Source organism: Pseudorhodoferax soli (genome assembly GCF_003337555.1).
Taxonomy (GTDB): Bacteria; Pseudomonadota; Gammaproteobacteria; order Burkholderiales; family Burkholderiaceae_C; genus Pseudorhodoferax; species Pseudorhodoferax soli.
Genome location: NZ_QPJK01000007.1, coordinates 258,762 through 275,439 on the forward strand (window position 1 = coordinate 258,762; position 16,678 = coordinate 275,439).

Consider the following 16,678-nt stretch of genomic DNA (forward strand, 5'->3'; position numbering starts at 1 on the left):
GCCATGCGCTGCCCGACACAAAAAAAAGCCGCTCGAAAGCGGCTTCCTGGCAGCGGCCGGCGCGGATCAGCCGGTGCGCACTTCCAGATTGTTGTTGACGCCTGCCACGCCATCCACGGCCTGGGCCAGGCTGGTCGCGCGGTCCTTGGCGGCGGCGGTGGGCGCGGGCCCGTTCAGTGTGACCACACCGGACTTGGTGTCCACGTTGATCTTCATGGCCGAGAGGTCCGGATCCTTGGCCAGGCTGGCATTCACGGAGGCGGTGATGGCTGCATCGTCGACCTTGCGTTCGACGTTCTGGGCCAAGTTGCCGGCCGCGTTGGCGCTGCGTTCCGTGGCGGAGTCAGCGCGCTGGCCCACCGTCGGTTCGGTCGGCTGCGTGCCGGCCGTGTCCACGCGCTCGCCACAAGCCGCGAGGCCCAGGGTCAGAGCGCTGGCAGCCAGCAGACCGGCCGCCCGTACAGAGAGTTGCTTGGTCTTCATGCTGTGCTCCTCAAAGCTTGTCCACGGCGTCCTTCGCCTTGTCCTTCGCGTCTTCGCGGGCGTCGCCGAAGTGCTTCTCGGCCTTGCCCATGTTCTTTTGCACATTGCCTTCGGCTTGCAGGCTGGCATTGCCCACGGCCTTGCCCGCAACTTCCTTGACGGCGCCCTTGGCTTGTTCGACGCGGCCCGAAACTTGGTTCTTGTTCATGGTAGATGTCCTTTCCTGACAGTTGGTGAAGGCCTGCGGCACTGCCGCTGTGGCCTGGGTCCAATGATGGACCGCCAGTTGGCACAGACCTGTCGGCACGAACCGATGCGGGCGTAGGACACAGGCCTCGCTCCCGGCCAGCCGGGGGAACGCCGAGCCGTCCCGCTTGCCTGCACAATTGCGGCCACATGGAAAACACCGACACCCTCGACAAGCGCAATGTGGACGTGGCCGCGGCCTGGGCCCAGTTGCAGGCTTCCGCCGACCAGGGCCAGCCGTTGCAGGCCGACGCCTACCGTCTCGCATTCGCCGACCCCGAATTCCTGCTGCGCCGCGAGACGCGCGGCATCCGCTTCCAGCTGGAGATGCTCAAGCCTGACCTGGAGCAGCAAGCCCAGGGCGTGGAGAACACCATCGTGGTGTTCGGCAGCGCGCGCTTTCCGGCACCCGAGCAGGCCGAGCTGGAGATGGCCGCTGCGCGCACCAGTGGCGACGAGAAGGCCCTCAAGCTGGCCGAACGGCGCATGCGCAACGCCCAGTACTACGACCAGGCGCGCCGCTTCGCCGCGCTGGTGGCGCGCGACAGCGCCAACCGCCCCGCCGCCGAGCGCCTGGTGATCTGCACCGGCGGAGGCCCCGGCATCATGGAAGCGGCCAACCGCGGCGCGCACGAGGCCGGCGCGGCCAACGTGGGCCTGAACATCGCGCTGCCGCACGAGCAGAGCGGCAACCGCTTCATCACGCCCAGTCTGTCGTTCAAGTTCCACTACTTCGCGCTGCGCAAGATGCACTTCATGATGCGTGCCAAGGCGCTGGTGGCCTTTCCGGGCGGCTTCGGCACCCTGGACGAGCTGTTCGAGGTGCTCACGCTGGTGCAGACCGGCAAGGCCAAGGCCGTGCCCATCGTGCTGTTCGGGTCGAATTACTGGAAGCGGCTGCTGAACCTGGACGTGCTGATCGAGGAAGGCGCGATCTCGCCCGACGACCTCAAGCTGTTCAGCTACGTGGACCAGCCCGAGGACGCCTGGGCCGCGATCCAGGCCTTCTACGCCTTGTGATCGCCGGCTCCGATCTGTAGGCCGAGCACGGCGTGCCCGCCCAGCGCGAGCACGCCGCCGACGATCCAGAACACGCCGCCGATGCCGATCAGCGCGCCGACCGAGCCGAACAGCATGGGCATGGCGACGCTGGACGCGTTGATGGTCATGAGCCGCAGGCCCAGCGCCTCGCCCTGGCGGTGCGGCGGCGTGATCTGGTGCAGCAGGCTCATGACCATGGGCTGCACGGCGCCCAGCGCCACGCCCAGCACCACCGAACAGGCGCCCATGGACCAGGGCGAGTGCAGCAGCGGATAGACGGCGAACACCGCCGCCGTGACCACCGTGGAGGTGAAGATCACATGGCGCTCGGCCACGCGCGCCGCAATCACAGGCAGCGCCACGCGCACCAGCGCGGCGGCGATCGCGAAGGCCCCCAACAGCGTGCCGATCACGGCCGCGCTGATGCCGCGCTCGTGGCCCAGCACCGGCAGCACGAAGGCGTGCACGTCCCAGCTGGAGGACTGCAGCCAGTTCACGAACAGCAGCCGGCGGAACATGGGCTCGCGCAGCAGGTCCCAGGCGCGCGTGGGCGCCGCACCGGCCGGCGGCGGGCTGGCGGGCAGCTCCTGCGCGCGCCGCACCAGCAGCCAGCAGGCCAGCGGCAACAGGGCCAGCACAGCGAAGCACACCCTGAATGCCAGCAGGTCCGCGGGCGCGCGGCCGGCGTGGTCGATCAGCAGCCCGGCCGCGAACGGCCCGAGGAAGTTGGCGCCTGCCGGCGCGATGGCCAGCCAGCTGAACACGCGCTTGAGTTCCCCGTTGTCGTGCGCCGAGCGGCCCACGTGGCGCTGCAGCGCGATCACGGTGGCGCCGGTGGCACCGCCCGTCATCAGCGCAGCCACGCACATGGCCGTGAAGCTGGGCCACAGCAGGGCCACCAGCACGCCGGCCGAGGCGGCGGCGGCCGACAGCGCCATCGGCCGCTTGAGGCCATGGCGGTCGGCGAAGCGGCCGGCCGGCAGCGCCAGGAACACCTGGGTCAACGCGAAGAGCGCGATCAACACGCCCACGGCCGCCGGGCTGTGGCCCTGCTGCAGCGCCAGCAGCGGCGTGGCCAGGCGCATGCCGGCCATGGTGGCGTGCAGGCAGACCTGGGCCCCGATCAGGCGCAGCAGCTCGCGGCCCGTCATCGGGCGTCTCCGGCCTCGTCGTCCTCGGGCAGCAGCGCCTGGGTGCCGGGCAGCGCCTCGACATCGCGCAGGTGGCGGTTCAGCACGTTGCTGCGGGTCTGGGCCTTGTCCAGCGTGTTGAGCACGGTCTGGGTCTGGCGGCGCACGTCGGCCAGCACCCCGCCGAACTTCTGGAACTCGTTCTTGACGGCGCCCAGCACCTGCCAGACCTCGCTGCTGCGCTTTTCCAGCGCCAGCGTGCGAAAGCCCATCTGCAGCGCGTTGAGCATGGCCAGCAAGGTGGTCGGGCCGGCGATCGTGATGCGGTGCTCGCGCTGCAAGGCCTCGACCAGGCCGGGCCGGCGCAACACTTCGGCGTACAGGCCCTCGGTGGGCAGGAAGAGGATCGCGAAGTCGGTGGTGTGCGGCGGCTCGACGTACTTCTCGGCGATGGCGCGCGCCTCCAGCCGGATGCGGCCTTCCAGCGCGCGCGCCGCGGTGTCGACCGCCACGGCATCGGCGCGCTGCTGGGCGTCGAGCAGGCGCTCGTAGTCCTCGTTGGGGAACTTGGCGTCGATCGGCAGCCAGACCGGCGCGCCATCGTCGCCTCGCCCGGGCAGCCGGATGGCGAAGTCCACCGCATTGCGCGTGCCCGGCCGCGTGGCCACCTGCTCGGCGTACTGGGCCGGCGCGAACACCTGTTCCAGCAACGCACCCAGCTGGGCCTCGCCGAACATCCCGCGCGTCTTCACATTGCTGAGCAGGTGCTTGAGGTCGCCCACGCCCTGGGCCAGGGTCTGCATCTCGCCCAGGCCCTTGTAGACCTGCTCCAGCCGCTCTGCCACCTGGCGGAAGCTTTCGCCCAGCCGCGTCTCCAGCGTGGTCTGCAGCTTCTCGTCCACGGTGCGGCGCATCTCGTCGAGCTTGCCGGCGTTGCTGGCCTGCAGCTGCGCCAGCTGCGTCTCCATGGTGGCGCGCACCTCGGACAGGCGGCGCGCGTTCGATTCCGACAGGCCCAGCAGCTGCTGCGCCAGCGTGTCGCCCAGCGACTTCTGCAGCACGGCCAGCTGCTGGGCCAAGGCATCGATCTGGGCGTTCTGCGTGCGCGTGGCCTCGGCCCCCTGGGCCAGCAGCGTGCGCTGGAAGGTGGCCAGCGCCTGGGCGCTCTCCTGGCGGCCGCCGCGTGCGCTGTCGGCCAGCTCCTGGCGCAGGTTGCGCTCGGTGCGCTCGGCGTGGGCACGCACCATGTCGTCGAATTCGGCCGTGCGCGCGCCGGGGCGGGTCAACAGCAGCACGAGCAGCACCACGTTCAGCGCTGCCAGGCCCAGCAGCAGCCAGGTGGCGAGCGGAAGTTCAGGCATTCAAAGCGGCAGCGTTCAAGGGCGTCAGGGGTTTGCCGTGGACGAGGTAGCCGATCAGGTTGTCGGCGGCGAGGTTGGCCATGGCCAGCCGCGTGGGCACGCTGGCGCTGGCGATGTGCGGCGTCAGCACCACGTTGGGCACGCGCAGCAGCTCGGGGTGCACCGAGGGCTCGCCCTCGAACACGTCGAGCCCGGCGGCGGCGATGCGCTTGGCCTTGAGCGCCGCGGCCAGCGCCGCGTCGTCCACGATGCCGCCGCGCGCGATGTTGATCAGCGTGGCGGTGGGCTTCATCTGCGCGAGCTCGGCCGCGCCGATGGCATGGTGCGAGGCCGGCGAGTACGGCAGCACCAGCACCAGGTGGTCGGCCTGCTGAAGCAGCTCGTCCTTGGAGACGTAGCGGGCCTTGCATTCGGCCTCGAGCTCGGGCGTCAAACGTGAGCGGTTGTGGTAGATCACGTTCATGCCGAAGCCATGGGCGCCCCGCTTGGCGATGCCTTGGCCGATGCGGCCCATGCCCAGGATGCCGAGCGTGGCGCCGTGCACGTCGCTGCCGGCGAACAGGTCGTAGCTCCACTTCGTCCACTGGCCGGCACGCAGGTAATGCTCGCTCTCGGCGATGCGCCGGGCCGTGGCCATCAGCAGCGCGAAGCCGAAGTCGGCGGTCGTCTCGGTCAGCACGTCGGGCGCGTTGGTGGCGAGCACGCCGCGCGCGCTCATGGCGTCGAGGTCGAAGTTGTTGTAGCCCACCGCCATGTTGGCCGCGATCTTGAGGTCCGGGCAGCGCGCCAGCAGCGCTGCGTCGATGCGCTCGCTGGCCGTGGTGAACACGCCCTGCCTGCCGGCCAGGCGTGCAGACAGTTCGTCGGCGCTCCAGGTCGCGTCGGCCTGGTTGTCGCTGACCTCGAAATGCTCGGCCAGCCGGGCCAGCACTTCGGGGAACACGGCACGGGCGACGAGGACGGAGGGCTTGGACATGGCTGGGCGCCTTTCAGACGAAGAAGATGAACGTGAGCACGACGAACAGCGGCACCAGCACGGCGCACGACCAGGCCATGTAGCCGAAGAAGCTGGGCATGGCGACGCCGCGCTCCTCGGCAATCGCCTTGACCATCAGGTTGGGCGCGTTGCCGATGTACGAGTTGGCGCCCATGAACACGGCACCGGCCGAGATCGCCGCCAGCGTGGGCGCCAGCGTGGTCATGAGCTGCTGCGCATCACCGCCGGCGGTGTTGAAGAACACCAGGTAGGTCGGCGCGTTGTCGAGGAAGGAACTCAACACGCCAGTGGCCCAGAAGTACATGGCCGGCAGCGGCTGGCCGTCCGGCCCGGTGACCGCGCGCACCACGGCACCGAAGGGCCCGTCCACCCCGGCGCGCAGCATGGCGATCACCGGGATGATGGTCAGGAAGATGCCGGCGAACAGCTTGGCCACCTCGACCATCGGCCCCCAGGAGAACTGGTTGTCCGCATGCACCTTGGGGGCGGTGAGCTTGAGCGACAGCACGGTGACGACCACCAGGCCGATGTCGCGCACCAGCGAGGGCAGCGGCAGCGGCGTGCCGAACACGTCGAACACCACGGACGATTGCCACAGGCCGCTCATCAGCACCAGGCCGATCACGGCCAGCAGCAGCACGAAGTTGATGCCGCCGTCGAAGCCCAGGCGCTGGGTGTCCGGCGTGGGGTCGACCGGCAGCACGCCTTCGCGGCGGTAGTACCAGCTGTCCAGCACATAGAACAGCACCAGCAGGCAGGCCAGCATGAACGCCGTCTCGGGCAGGATGTTGCGCAGCGTCCAGAAGAACTCGACGCCCTTCAGGAAGCCGAGGAACAACGGCGGGTCGCCCAGCGGCGTGAGCGAGCCGCCGATGTTGGAGACGATGAAGATGAAGAACACCACCACGTGGGCCTTGTGGCGCCGGTTGTCGTTGGCGCGGACCAGCGGCCGGATCAGCAGCATGGAGGCGCCCGTCGTGCCCATGAAGCTGGCCAGCACGGCACCGATGGCCAGGATGGCGGTGTTCAGCGCCGGGCTGCCGTGCAGGTTGCCGCGGATGAAGATGCCGCCGGCCACCGCGAACAAGGCCGTCAGCAGCACGATGAACGGGATGTACTCGGCCAGCAGGGCGTGCACCAGGCTGGCGCCAGCCAGCCCCGGGCCGAACGCCAGCAGGAACGGGACGAAGAACGCGAGCGTCCAGGCCGCGGTGATCTTGCCGTAGTGGTGGTGCCAGATGCGCACTGCGAACAGCGGGAACAGCGCGATCGACAGCAGCACGCCGGCGAACGGCAACCCCCACCAGGCCGACAGGGCGCGCCCATCGACCTCGGCCCCCCACCCGGCCAGCGGCACCGCCAGCCCCAGCACGCAACCCAGCGTGCGCCAGTTGCGCGCGTTCATGCGGCGGGCTGCTCGATCTCGAACACCTGGCGCAGGTAGGCCAGGTACTTCTCGTCGTCGCACATGTTCTTGGAGGGCGTGTCCGACAGCTTGGCCACGGGTTGGCCGTTGCAGCGCACCATCTTGATGACGATCTGCAGCGGCACATGGTCCGGCGGGTCGCCCAGGTCGTTGGTGAGGTTGGTGCCGATGCCGAAGGCCAGCAGGCAGCGGCCGCGGAAACGCTGGTACAGCTCGATGGTGCGCGGCACCGTGAGGCCGTCGCTGAAGATCAGCGTCTTGGTGTGCGGGTCCACACGGTTGTGGCGGTAGTGCTCGATCAGGCGCTCGCCCCAGTTGAAGGGGTCGCCACTGTCGTGGCGGGCGCCGTCGAACAGCTTGCAGAAATACATGTCGAAGTCGCGCAGGAAGGCGTTCATGCCATAGACATCGGACAGCGCGATGCCCAGGTCGCCACGGTATTCCTTGGCCCAGGAATCGAAGGCGAACACCTGGCTGTCGCGCAGCCGCGGGCCGAGGGCCTGGCAGGCCTGCAGGTATTCGTGTGCCACCGTGCCCAGCGGCGTCAGCCCCAGCTTCATCGCGTACAGCACGTTGCTGGTGCCGGCCAGTTGGCCCGAGGGACCGGAGCCCAGCCGGTCGGCCAGGTGGCGCAGCACCTCTTCGTGCCAGTCCTTGGAAAAGCGCCGGCGCGTGCCGTAATCGGCGATCTTGAGATCCGCCAGACCCGCCGCCTGCAGCTGCGCGATCTTGCGGTCCAGCCGCTCGCGGCCCTGTGCAAGTGGTGGGTTGCGCGCCGTGTTGCGGAAATAGACCTCGTTGACGATGGCCAGCACCGGGATCTCGAACAGGATGGTGTGCAGCCAGGGCCCCCGGATGCTGATGTCGATGTCGCCCGACGGCAGGGCCTTGACCTCGATGTACTTCTCGTTGAGCTTGAACAGGCCCAGGAAGTCGATGAAGTCGCTCTTGATGAAGCGCAGCGAGCGCAGGTAGTTGAGTTCGGCGTCCTGGAAACGCAGCGTGCACAGGTGGCGGATCTCCTCGCGGATCTCGTTCACATAGGGCGCCAGCGGGACGCTGTTGCGGCACTTGAAGCGGTACTCCACCTGCGCGCCGGGGAACTGGTGCAGCACCACCTGCATCATCGTGAACTTGTACAGGTCGGTGTCGAGAAGGCTGCTGAGGATCATGGTTGGCGGGCCGCGCGGGCTTGTCTCCGGCTCGATGCTTCAGGGTGATGACAAGCCATTGTCGCAGGGGCGGCAGGCGGTTTTTCTGCAGGCCGCAAGGCTTTCAGGCCTACGCGGGCAGACCGGCGCGTCCTACCGCCCGGCGCCGCACCCCTGCCTACAGTGACTCCACGTCCAGAGCAACCCGCAACGGACGGATTCACAAGGAGATCAGGACATGAACAACGACAAGGTCGAAGGCAACTGGAAGCAGTTCAAGGGGAAGGTCCAGGAGCAGTGGGGCAAGCTCACGAACGACGACCTGGACGTGATCGAAGGTCGCCGCGAGCAGCTGCTGGGCCGCATCCAGGAACGCCATGGCGTTGCCCGCGACGAAGCCGAACGCCAGGTGCGCGACTGGGAAGGCCGCAACCCCGACTTCTTCTTCGAGAAGTCTGTCTGAACCCGATCCAAACCAACACAACGAGGAGTACCGCCATGCAAGCCACCACCATCAAGCACGCCCTGACCGCCCTGGGCGTGGCCATGACCTTTACCTTCGCATCCCACGCCAGCGCCATGACGCGCGACGAGTACAAGGCCGCCGAAGACCGCGTCGAGGCCGAGTACAAGGCCGACAAGCAGCGCTGCGATGGCCTGGCCGGCAACGCGAAGGACGTGTGCCAGAGCGAAGCGAAGGGCAAGGAGAAGGTTGCCAAGGCCGAGCTCGAAGCGCAGTACAAGCCGGGCGCAAAGGCCACGGCCAAGGTCGCCGAGGCCAAGGCCGACGCCGCCTACGACACGGCCAAGCAGAAGTGCGATGCGCTGGCTGGCAACACCAAGGATGTGTGCATGAAGGACGCCAAGGCCGCCCACGTGGCCGCCATGGCCGACGCCAAGCGCAGCTGATCGCGCGCCCCTTGTGGCCTGGTTGGCGCGCGATGGTGCGCGGCAGGCCCGTTCGGGCCGGTTGGGATCTCGCCCCACCGGCCCGAACCCGTTTTCACAGGAGCGGTGCGAGCGCGGCGCGCAGCGCCTCGGGCACCGGCACGGGCCGGCGGCTCGCCCTGTCCACATACACATGCACGAAATGGCCGTGGGCCGCCGTTTGCGGCGCGCCCTGCGCGAACAGGCCCACCTCGTAACGCACGCTGCTGGCGCCCAGGCGCGCCACACGCAGGCCGGCTTCGATGGTCTGCGGAAAGGCCAGCGGCGCGAAGTACTGGCATTGCGTCTCCACCACCAGGCCGATGGTGGGGCTGCGCTCGATGTCCAGCGCGCCCTGCTCGATCAGGTAGGCGTTCACGGCCGTGTCGAACCAGCTGTAGTAGACGACGTTGTTGACGTGACCGTAGGCGTCGTTGTCGGCCCAGCGGGTGGTGATGGGACGGAACAACCGGAAGTCCTGGCGCCCACGCGGCTGGGCGCGGGCCGTGGCGTTGGCAGGGGTGGCTGGCATCGCGGCATTCTGCCAGCGGGTTTCGTCAAGCCCGGGCCGGTTTAGAAGCCGCTCTCTAGATTGCTGCAATGCAACAAAAAAGACTTGCACCGCCCCGGTGCGTCCCTATAATTCGTTCCATGCTGCACTGCAACATCAACGGATGAGGCGGGAGAGCAGCAGAGATCCCAAGCATTTTCAAACTGGAGATTCATATGCTGACCGCTGACCAAATCGTCGCCACCCACAAAGCCAACTTCGACCTGCTGTTCGGCCTGACCTCGAAGGCCTTTGAAGGCGTCGAGAAGCTGGTCGAACTGAACGTCACCGCTTCCCGGGCCGCCCTGGCTGAAGCCGCAGACACCGCCCAGGCTGCCCTGTCGGTGAAGGACGCCCAAGAGCTGCTGGCCCTGCAAGCCAGCCTGCTGCAGCCCCTGGCCGAAAAGACCGCCGCCTACAGCCGCCACGTCTACGAGATCGCCCAAGGCACCGGCGCCGAATTCGGCAAGGCCTTCGAAGCCCAGGCCAGCGACGTGCAGAAGAAGTTCCTGTCGGCCGTGGACACCGCCGCCAAGAACGCCCCCGCCGGTTCCGAGACCGCCGTGGCCGTGTTCAAGAGCGCTGTGGCCGCTGGCACCAACGCCCTGGAATCCGTGCAAAAGGCCGTCAAGCAAGCCAGCGACGTGGCCGAAGCCAACTTCAACGCGGTCGCCACGTCGGCCGTGAACGCCTCCAAGACGGCCACCACCGTCGCCAAGAAGCGTTGAACTGCTTTCTCGGAGACCGGCACGGGCCGGCTCCTGCGAGTTGTCTCCTCGGGTTTCTTCGAGTTCATCGGAATTCAGGAACCCCTTCAAGGGCCCCGCCATGCGGGGCCTTTTTTTATGCCCGGGCTTTGCGCAAGAATGATTCGCGTTGGCCTTAACATCGCCGGCTCCCATCGCTCGAGGATCTCCATGTTGAAGAAAGCCATCTCCCTGGCCGTGATGTTGCTGGCTGCGGGCACCGCGCTGGCGCAGGACCAGGTCGTGAACCTGTACTCGGCGCGCCACTACGCCACCGACGAAGCGCTGTACACCAATTTCACGAAGGCCACCGGCATCAAGATCAACCGCGTGGACGCAGGCGACGCCGACATCATCGCCCGCCTGAAGGCCGAGGGCACGGCCTCGCCGGCCGACGTGATCCTGCTGGTGGACGCCGCCCGCCTCTACCGCGGCGAGGTCGACGGCCTGTTCCAGCCGATCCGTTCCAAGCTTTTGGAAGATGCCATCCCGAGCAACCTGCGCGCGCAACCGGCGGCCGATGGTGGCATCGCCTGGTGGGGCTTTTCCACACGCGCCCGCGTGATCGTCTACGACAAGGCCATGCTCAAGGCCAGCGATGTCGACACCTACGAGAAACTCGCCTCGCCGGCGCTCAAGGGCAAGATCTGCATCCGCTCGGGCTCGCACCCCTACAACCTCAGCCTGTTCGGTGCGGTCACGGAGCACATGGGCGAGACGCGGGCCGAGGAATGGCTCAAGGGCATCGTGGCCAACCTGGCGCGCGACCCCAAGGGTGGCGACACCGACCAGATCAAGGGCGTGGCCTCCGGCGAATGCGGTGTGGGTGTCACCAACAGCTACTACCTGGCGCGGCTGATGCGCTCGACCAACCCGGCCGACCGCACGGTGGCCGACAAGGTCGGCGTGGTGTTCCCCAACCAGGGCACCTGGGGCACGCACCTGAACATCGCCGGCGGCGCGGTGGCCCGGTACGCCAAGAACCGTGACAACGCCATCAAGCTGCTGGAATACCTGGCCAGCCCCGATGCGCAGAACTACTTTGCCAACGGCAACAACGAATGGCCGACCGCCAAGGGCGTGAAGGTCGACAACCCGGCGCTGGCGGCCATGGTGCCGAACGGCTTCAAGTCCGAGACGATCCCGATCGGCCAGGTGGGCGCGCACCAGCTGAAGGTGCAGCAGATGCTGGACCGCGTGGGCTTCAAGTAAGGCGCGAAGAGCAGGGCGAGGGCCCCGCGCACCGGGATCGACCCGCGGAGCGATTGGCAAAAGGGCCGCCCTCGATGGGCGGCCCTTTTGTTTCCCCCGCGCGCCGCCGCCATAATTGACGTTTACGTCAACGTCAAACCACCAAAGGAGCACACATGGACATCGCAGGCAAGGTCTTCATCGTCACGGGCGGCGCATCGGGCCTGGGCGAGGGCACGGCCAGGGCATTGGCGGCCAAGGGAGGCCGTGTGGTCGTCGCCGACCTGCAGCTCGACAAGGGCGAGGCCCTGGCGCGCGAGATCGGCGGCGCCTTCGTGCGCTGCGATGTGAGCCAGGAGGCCGACGGCCAGGCCGCGGTGGCCAAGGCGGTGGAGCTGGGCAAGCTCATGGGCCTGGTGAACTGCGCCGGCATCGCTCCGGCCGAGAAGACGGTCGGCAAGAACGGCGCCCATGGCCTGGCGACCTTCCAGAAGACGCTGATGGTCAACCTGCTGGGCAGCTTCAACATGATCCGGCTCGCGGCCGAGGCCATGGGCAAGAACGCGCCGGAAGCCACGGGCGAGCGCGGCGTGCTGATTTCCACCGCCTCGGTGGCGGCCTATGACGGCCAGATCGGCCAGGCGGCCTACAGCGCTTCCAAGGGCGGCGTGGTCGGCATGACGCTGCCGATCGCGCGCGACCTGGCCAAGACCGGCATCCGCAACATGACGATTGCCCCCGGCATCTTCGGCACGCCCATGCTGTTCGGCATGCCGCAGGAGGTGCAGGACGCACTGGCCGCCAGCGTGCCCTTCCCTTCGCGCCTGGGCACGCCGGCCGATTACGCGCGGCTGGCGCTGCACATCTTCGAGAACGACATGCTCAACGGCGAGGTGATCCGCCTGGACGGCGCCATCCGCCTGGCGCCGCGCTGAGTCTCTTCCGATGGACAGGCCGCGGCCTGTGTAAGCTCGCCCCGTGGCCATTCCCCAGTCGTTCGTCCAGGAACTCCTCGCCCGCGTCGACGTCGTCGAGGTGGTGGGGCGGCATGTCCAGCTCAAGAAGGGCGGCGCCAACTTCCTGGGCCTGTGCCCGTTCCACGGCGAGAAGTCGCCCTCGTTCACCGTCAGCCCCAGCAAGCAGTTCTTCCACTGCTTCGGCTGCGGCAAGAACGGCAACGCCATCGGCTTTCTCATGGAGCACACCGGCGCGGGCTTCCGCGAGGCCGTGCAGGACCTGGCCCAGCAGGTCGGCATGGCTGTGCCCGACGACGACAGCACGCCGCAGGAGCGTCAGCGCGCCGCCGAGCAGCGCGAACGCCAGGCCACGCTGACCGACGTGCTGGAGAAGGCGGGCGAGGCCTGGCGCAAGCAGCTGCGCCAGTCGCCGCGCGCGATCGACTACTGCAAGCGGCGCGGCCTGTCGGGCCAGATCGCCAAGCGCTTCGGCCTGGGCTATGCGCCCGAGGGCTGGCGCAATCTGGCCAGCGTGTTTGCGCACTACGACGACGCGCTGCTGGTCGACAGCGGCCTCGTGATCCACCACGAGGACAGCGACGACGGCAAGCGCTACGACCGCTTCCGCGACCGGCTGATGTTCCCCATCCGCAACGTCAAGGGCGAGTGCATCGCCTTCGGCGGCCGTGTGCTCGGCGACGAGAAGCCCAAGTACCTGAACTCGCCCGAGACTCCGGTTTTCAGCAAGGGCCGCGAGCTCTATGGCCTGTACGAGGCGCGCGAAGCCCTTCGCGAGATGGGCTATGTGCTGGTGACCGAAGGCTACATGGACGTGGTGGCGCTGGCCCAGCACGGTTTTCCGAACGCCGTGGCCACGCTGGGCACGGCGTGCACGCCCGACCATGTGCAAAAGCTGTTCCGCTTCACCGACGCCGTGGTGTTCAGCTTCGACGGCGACGCCGCCGGCCGGCGCGCCGCGCGCAAGGCGCTCGAAGGCGCCCTGCCCTATGCCAGCGACACGCGCAGCGTGAAATTCCTGTTCCTGCCGGCCGAACACGACCCGGACAGCTACATCCGCGAGAACGGCACCGAGGCCTTCTCGCTCAGCGTGGGCGAGGCCGTGCCGCTCTCTCGCTTTCTCGTGGACGTGGCGCGCGAGGGCTGCGACCTGGGCAGCGCCGAAGGCCGGGCCCACCTGGCCAGCAACGCCAAGCCGCTCTGGGGCCAGCTGCCAGACGGCGCGCTCAAGCGCCAGCTGCTCGGCGACCTGGCCGACCTGGTGCAGCTGGACGCGCGCGAACTCTCCGAGCTCTGGGAGCCGCGGGCCGCGCCCGACGCCCCCAAGCCGCGCCGCCGCCCGGCCAGCAAGGAGGCGTCGCAGCCCCGTCCCAGCCGCGGCCGCAGCGCCAGCCGCCCTGCGCTGCAGGCCCACGCCAGCCACGTCGCCATGCTGCTGCTGCGCAACACGCGGCTCTGGGACAGCCTGACGCAGGCCGACCACGACCTGCTCTGCGCGCTCGAAGGTCCCTATGGCGAGCTGTTCCGATGGGTCGACCAGCAGGTGCACGAGCATGGCGCCCAGCCCTGGGCGGCGCTGGACCTCGGCGTGCAGGGCCAGCCTTTCGAGCCCGAGGCGCGCAAGCTGGTCGCGCAGGACAACATGCAGCCCCTGGGCCAGGTCTTCGACATCGAGGACGTGCCGCTGGCCGATGTGCGGGCCACCCTGACCAAGCTGCACCGCGACGTGATCGCCGAGGAACTCAAGTACCTGCAGACGCTGCCGGCCTCCGACCCGGAACGCATCGGCCGCGAACGCGAGCTCATCCTGCAGCAACTGGCGCTCAAGAAATCGCTCGCGGCTTGAAATCCGCCGCATCGGCTATACTCTTGGGTTTGTCTCGCGGCAAGAGCGACAGCAGTACCTCCGAGCCCGGCCAACCGATGCCAACGCGCGCACGACCGGCCAATCTCATCGCAAGGGCTGCATTCCAAATGATCGCCCCCACATCTTGCCCATGGGCCGCCCTTTCCTGACGGGAAGGCCGGTCTCATCGCCCCCGCGCCGGGTTACCGCGGCGCTTGCCCTTTGCGTTTTTCGTGTGTCGAGGTGTATCCATGCCAAGCCAGAAGTCCGAGAAGCCGGTCAAGAAGTCCGTCGCCCAACCTGCCGCAAAGGCTGCAGCCAAGCCAGCGCCCTCCGCGAAGGCCGCCGCCAAGTCCCCTACGAAAGCTCTGACAGTGCCCGCATCCAAGACTCCCGCTTCGGAAAAGACCCTCAAGACCGCCGCTGCCGCCGCGGCCGATGAAACGCTGACCAAGAAGAAGCCCGGCCGCCCGCCCAAGGCCGCCGGTGCAGCCGCGGCCAAGAAGCCTGCCGCTGCGGCCAAGAAGGCCGCGCCCAAGGCGCTGGACGAGGACGATGTCGCCGACGACATGTCCGACATCGAGGAGGAGTTCGCCGAGGAGCCCGCAGCGCCTGCGGCCGCGGCCGATGCCCCGGTCGAAAAGGTCAAGCCGCTGCGCATGAAGATCAGCAAGGCCAAGGAACGGGCCTTGATGAAGGAATTCGGCCTGGACGAGACCGTGCTGTCCGAAGAGGACATGGCCAAGCGCCGCCAGCGCCTGAAGGCCCTGATCAAGCTGGGCAAGACGCGCGGCTACCTCACGCACGGCGAAATCTCCGACCACCTGCCCGACAAGCTGGTCGATGCCGAGACGCTGGAAGTCGTGATCGCCACGCTCAACGACCTGGGCGTGGCCGTCTACGAGCAGACGCCGGATGCCGAGTCGATGATCATCACCGACAACGCGCCCACCGGCTCCACCGAAGAGGAAGCCGAGGAGGCCGCCGAAGCCGCGCTGTCCACCGTGGACAGCGAGTTCGGCCGCACCACCGACCCGGTGCGCATGTACATGCGCGAGATGGGCACGGTGGAACTGCTCACGCGTGAGGGTGAGATCGAGATCGCCAAGCGCATCGAGGGCGGCCTCATGCGCATGATGGAAGCCATCAGCGCCAGCCCCGCCACGCTGGCCGAGGTGTTCCGCCTGGGCGAGGAAATCCGCGAAGGCAAGGTCGTGATCTCCACCATCGTGGACGGCTTCACCGACCCCAACGAGGCCGATGACTATGTGGCCGAGGAAGACTTCGACGAGTTCGACGCGGCCGACGACGACGACGGCAAGGGCGGCTCCAAGGCACTGACCAAGAAACTCGAGGAACTCAAGAACGAGGCGCTGACGCGTTTCGACCGCCTGCGCGGGCTGTTCGAGAAGGTCCACAAGATCTACGACAAGGAAGGCTACGGCTCGGCCCACTACCTGAAGGCCCAGCAGGCCGTCAGCGAAGAGCTGATGACCATCCGCTTCACGGCCAAGACCATCGAGAAGCTGTGCGACCTGCTGCGCGGCCAGGTCGACGACGTGCGCAAGAAAGAGCGTGAGCTGCGCCGCATCATCGTGGACAAGTGCGGCTACCCGCAGGAGCAGTTCATCGCCGAGTTCAGCGGCCGCGACAAGATGGGCCACAAGGTTCCCTCGCACCTGCTGGACCTCAAGTGGATCGAGAAGCAGGCGGCGTCCAACAAGCCCTGGGCGGCCATCATGGGCCGCAACATCCCGCCGGTGCAGGACCTGCAGCAAAAGCTGATGGACATCCAGTCCCAGGTGGTCGTGCCGCTGGACGAGCTCAAGGACATCAACAAGCGCATGAACGAGGGCGAGGCCTCGTCGCGCGATGCCAAGAAGGAAATGATCGAGGCCAACCTGCGCCTGGTCATCTCCATCGCCAAGAAGTACACCAACCGCGGCCTGCAGTTCCTGGACCTGATCCAGGAGGGCAACATCGGCCTCATGAAGGCCGTCGACAAGTTCGAGTACCGCCGCGGCTACAAATTCTCGACCTACGCCACGTGGTGGATCCGCCAGGCCATCACGCGCTCGATCGCCGACCAGGCGCGCACCATCCGCATCCCGGTGCACATGATCGAGACCATCAACAAGATGAACCGCATCAGCCGCCAGCACTTGCAGGAGTTCGGCTTCGAGCCCGATGCGTCCATCCTGGCCGAGCGCATGGAGATCCCGGAAGACAAGATCCGCAAGATCATGAAGATCGCCAAGGAGCCGATCTCCATGGAGACGCCGATCGGCGACGACGACGACAGCCACCTGGGCGACTTCATCGAGGACAGCGCCAACACCGCGCCCATCGAAGCCGCCATGCAGGCCGGCCTGCGCGATGTGGTGAAGGACATCCTGGATTCGCTGACCCCGCGCGAAGCCAAGGTGCTGCGCATGCGCTTCGGCATCGAGATGTCGACCGACCACACGCTGGAAGAGGTCGGCAAGCAGTTCGACGTCACGCGTGAACGCATCCGCCAAATAGAAGCCAAGGCGCTGCGCAAGCTGAAGCACCCCAGCCGCAGCGACAAGCTGCGCAGCTTCATCGACACGCTGTAGATCCCAAGCCCG

The 16,678-nt window shown here is 67.7% G+C and carries 15 protein-coding genes and 1 pseudogene; 8 read left to right on the plus strand and 8 right to left on the minus strand.

The features are described from left to right. Positions 1–66: 66 nt before the first annotated feature. Together DES41_RS24265 and DES41_RS24270 are read right to left on the minus strand one after the other, a co-directional pair. Positions 67–483 carry a BON domain-containing protein gene (locus DES41_RS24265; RefSeq protein WP_114470238.1) on the minus strand — a complete coding sequence of 139 codons (417 nt, stop codon included), beginning with the start codon at positions 481–483 and terminating at the stop codon, positions 67–69. Between the two features lie 10 nt (positions 484–493). Then, positions 494–691, minus strand: coding sequence for a CsbD family protein (locus DES41_RS24270; RefSeq protein WP_114470239.1), 198 nt, complete (start codon positions 689–691; stop codon positions 494–496). Between the two features lie 188 nt (positions 692–879). On the opposite strand from DES41_RS24270, the gene DES41_RS24275 reads away from it, so the two are divergent. Beyond that, on the plus strand, positions 880–1,749 hold the full coding sequence (locus tag DES41_RS24275; protein WP_114470240.1) for an LOG family protein: 870 nt from the start codon (positions 880–882) through the stop codon (positions 1,747–1,749). Here DES41_RS24275 and DES41_RS24280 read toward each other — a convergent pair. From DES41_RS24280 to pncB, 5 genes are read right to left on the minus strand one after another with little or no spacing between them, the layout of a single operon-like run. Further along, a complete protein-coding gene (locus DES41_RS24280; protein WP_114470241.1) occupies positions 1,737–2,921 on the minus strand; it encodes an MFS transporter in 1,185 nt (394 codons plus the stop codon). The two genes, DES41_RS24275 and DES41_RS24280, sit on opposite strands and share 13 nt — an antisense overlap. Further along, on the minus strand, positions 2,918–4,261 hold the full coding sequence (locus tag DES41_RS24285) for a DNA recombination protein RmuC (protein WP_114470242.1): 1,344 nt from the start codon (positions 4,259–4,261) through the stop codon (positions 2,918–2,920). Before DES41_RS24285 ends, DES41_RS24280 begins: the two co-directional genes overlap by 4 nt. Beyond that, positions 4,254–5,237 (minus strand): 2-hydroxyacid dehydrogenase, encoded by a 984-nt coding sequence (locus DES41_RS24290; protein ID WP_114470243.1) that lies wholly within the window; start codon positions 5,235–5,237, stop codon positions 4,254–4,256. The genes DES41_RS24285 and DES41_RS24290 overlap by 8 nt, the downstream gene beginning before the upstream one ends. 13 nt (positions 5,238–5,250) lie before the next feature. Continuing rightward, positions 5,251–6,663 (minus strand): sodium:proton antiporter, encoded by a 1,413-nt coding sequence (locus DES41_RS24295; protein ID WP_114470244.1) that lies wholly within the window; start codon positions 6,661–6,663, stop codon positions 5,251–5,253. Continuing rightward, positions 6,660–7,856: a nicotinate phosphoribosyltransferase gene (pncB, locus tag DES41_RS24300; protein ID WP_114470245.1), complete on the minus strand. Its 1,197-nt coding sequence runs from the start codon at positions 7,854–7,856 to the stop codon at positions 6,660–6,662. The genes DES41_RS24295 and pncB overlap by 4 nt, the downstream gene beginning before the upstream one ends. Positions 7,857–8,073: 217 nt before the next feature. Between pncB and DES41_RS24305 the strand changes: the two genes are divergently transcribed. Continuing rightward, entirely contained in the window at positions 8,074–8,298 is a 225-nt protein-coding gene (locus DES41_RS24305; protein WP_114470246.1) for a CsbD family protein, read from the plus strand. Positions 8,299–8,348: 50 nt separating this feature from the next. After that, positions 8,349–8,735: pseudogene (locus DES41_RS24310) on the plus strand (hypothetical protein); the annotation flags it as partial. 103 nt (positions 8,736–8,838) lie between these two features. On the opposite strand, the gene DES41_RS24315 reads toward DES41_RS24310, so the two are convergent. After that, positions 8,839–9,294: an acyl-CoA thioesterase gene (locus DES41_RS24315; RefSeq protein ID WP_114470247.1), complete on the minus strand. Its 456-nt coding sequence runs from the start codon at positions 9,292–9,294 to the stop codon at positions 8,839–8,841. A 194-nt stretch (positions 9,295–9,488) separates the two neighbouring features. Between DES41_RS24315 and DES41_RS24320 the strand changes: the two genes are divergently transcribed. The 5 genes from DES41_RS24320 (at position 9,489) to rpoD (ending at position 16,666) form a co-directional block, all read left to right on the plus strand. Next, positions 9,489–10,040 (plus strand): phasin family protein, encoded by a 552-nt coding sequence (locus DES41_RS24320; protein WP_114470248.1) that lies wholly within the window; start codon positions 9,489–9,491, stop codon positions 10,038–10,040. Between the two features lie 189 nt (positions 10,041–10,229). Next, entirely contained in the window at positions 10,230–11,270 is a 1,041-nt protein-coding gene (locus DES41_RS24325) for an extracellular solute-binding protein (RefSeq protein WP_114470249.1), read from the plus strand. A gap of 155 nt (positions 11,271–11,425) precedes the next feature. Then, entirely contained in the window at positions 11,426–12,184 is a 759-nt protein-coding gene (locus DES41_RS24330; RefSeq protein WP_114470250.1) for a 3-hydroxyacyl-CoA dehydrogenase, read from the plus strand. Positions 12,185–12,227: 43 nt separating this feature from the next. After that, on the plus strand, positions 12,228–14,069 hold the full coding sequence (dnaG, locus tag DES41_RS24335) for a DNA primase (protein WP_114470251.1): 1,842 nt from the start codon (positions 12,228–12,230) through the stop codon (positions 14,067–14,069). 251 nt (positions 14,070–14,320) lie between these two features. Beyond that, the gene (gene rpoD, locus DES41_RS24340) at positions 14,321–16,666 is read left to right on the plus strand and encodes an RNA polymerase sigma factor RpoD (protein ID WP_114470252.1); all 2,346 of its coding nucleotides are present in this window, start codon (positions 14,321–14,323) and stop codon (positions 16,664–16,666) included. Positions 16,667–16,678 lie beyond the last annotated feature (12 nt).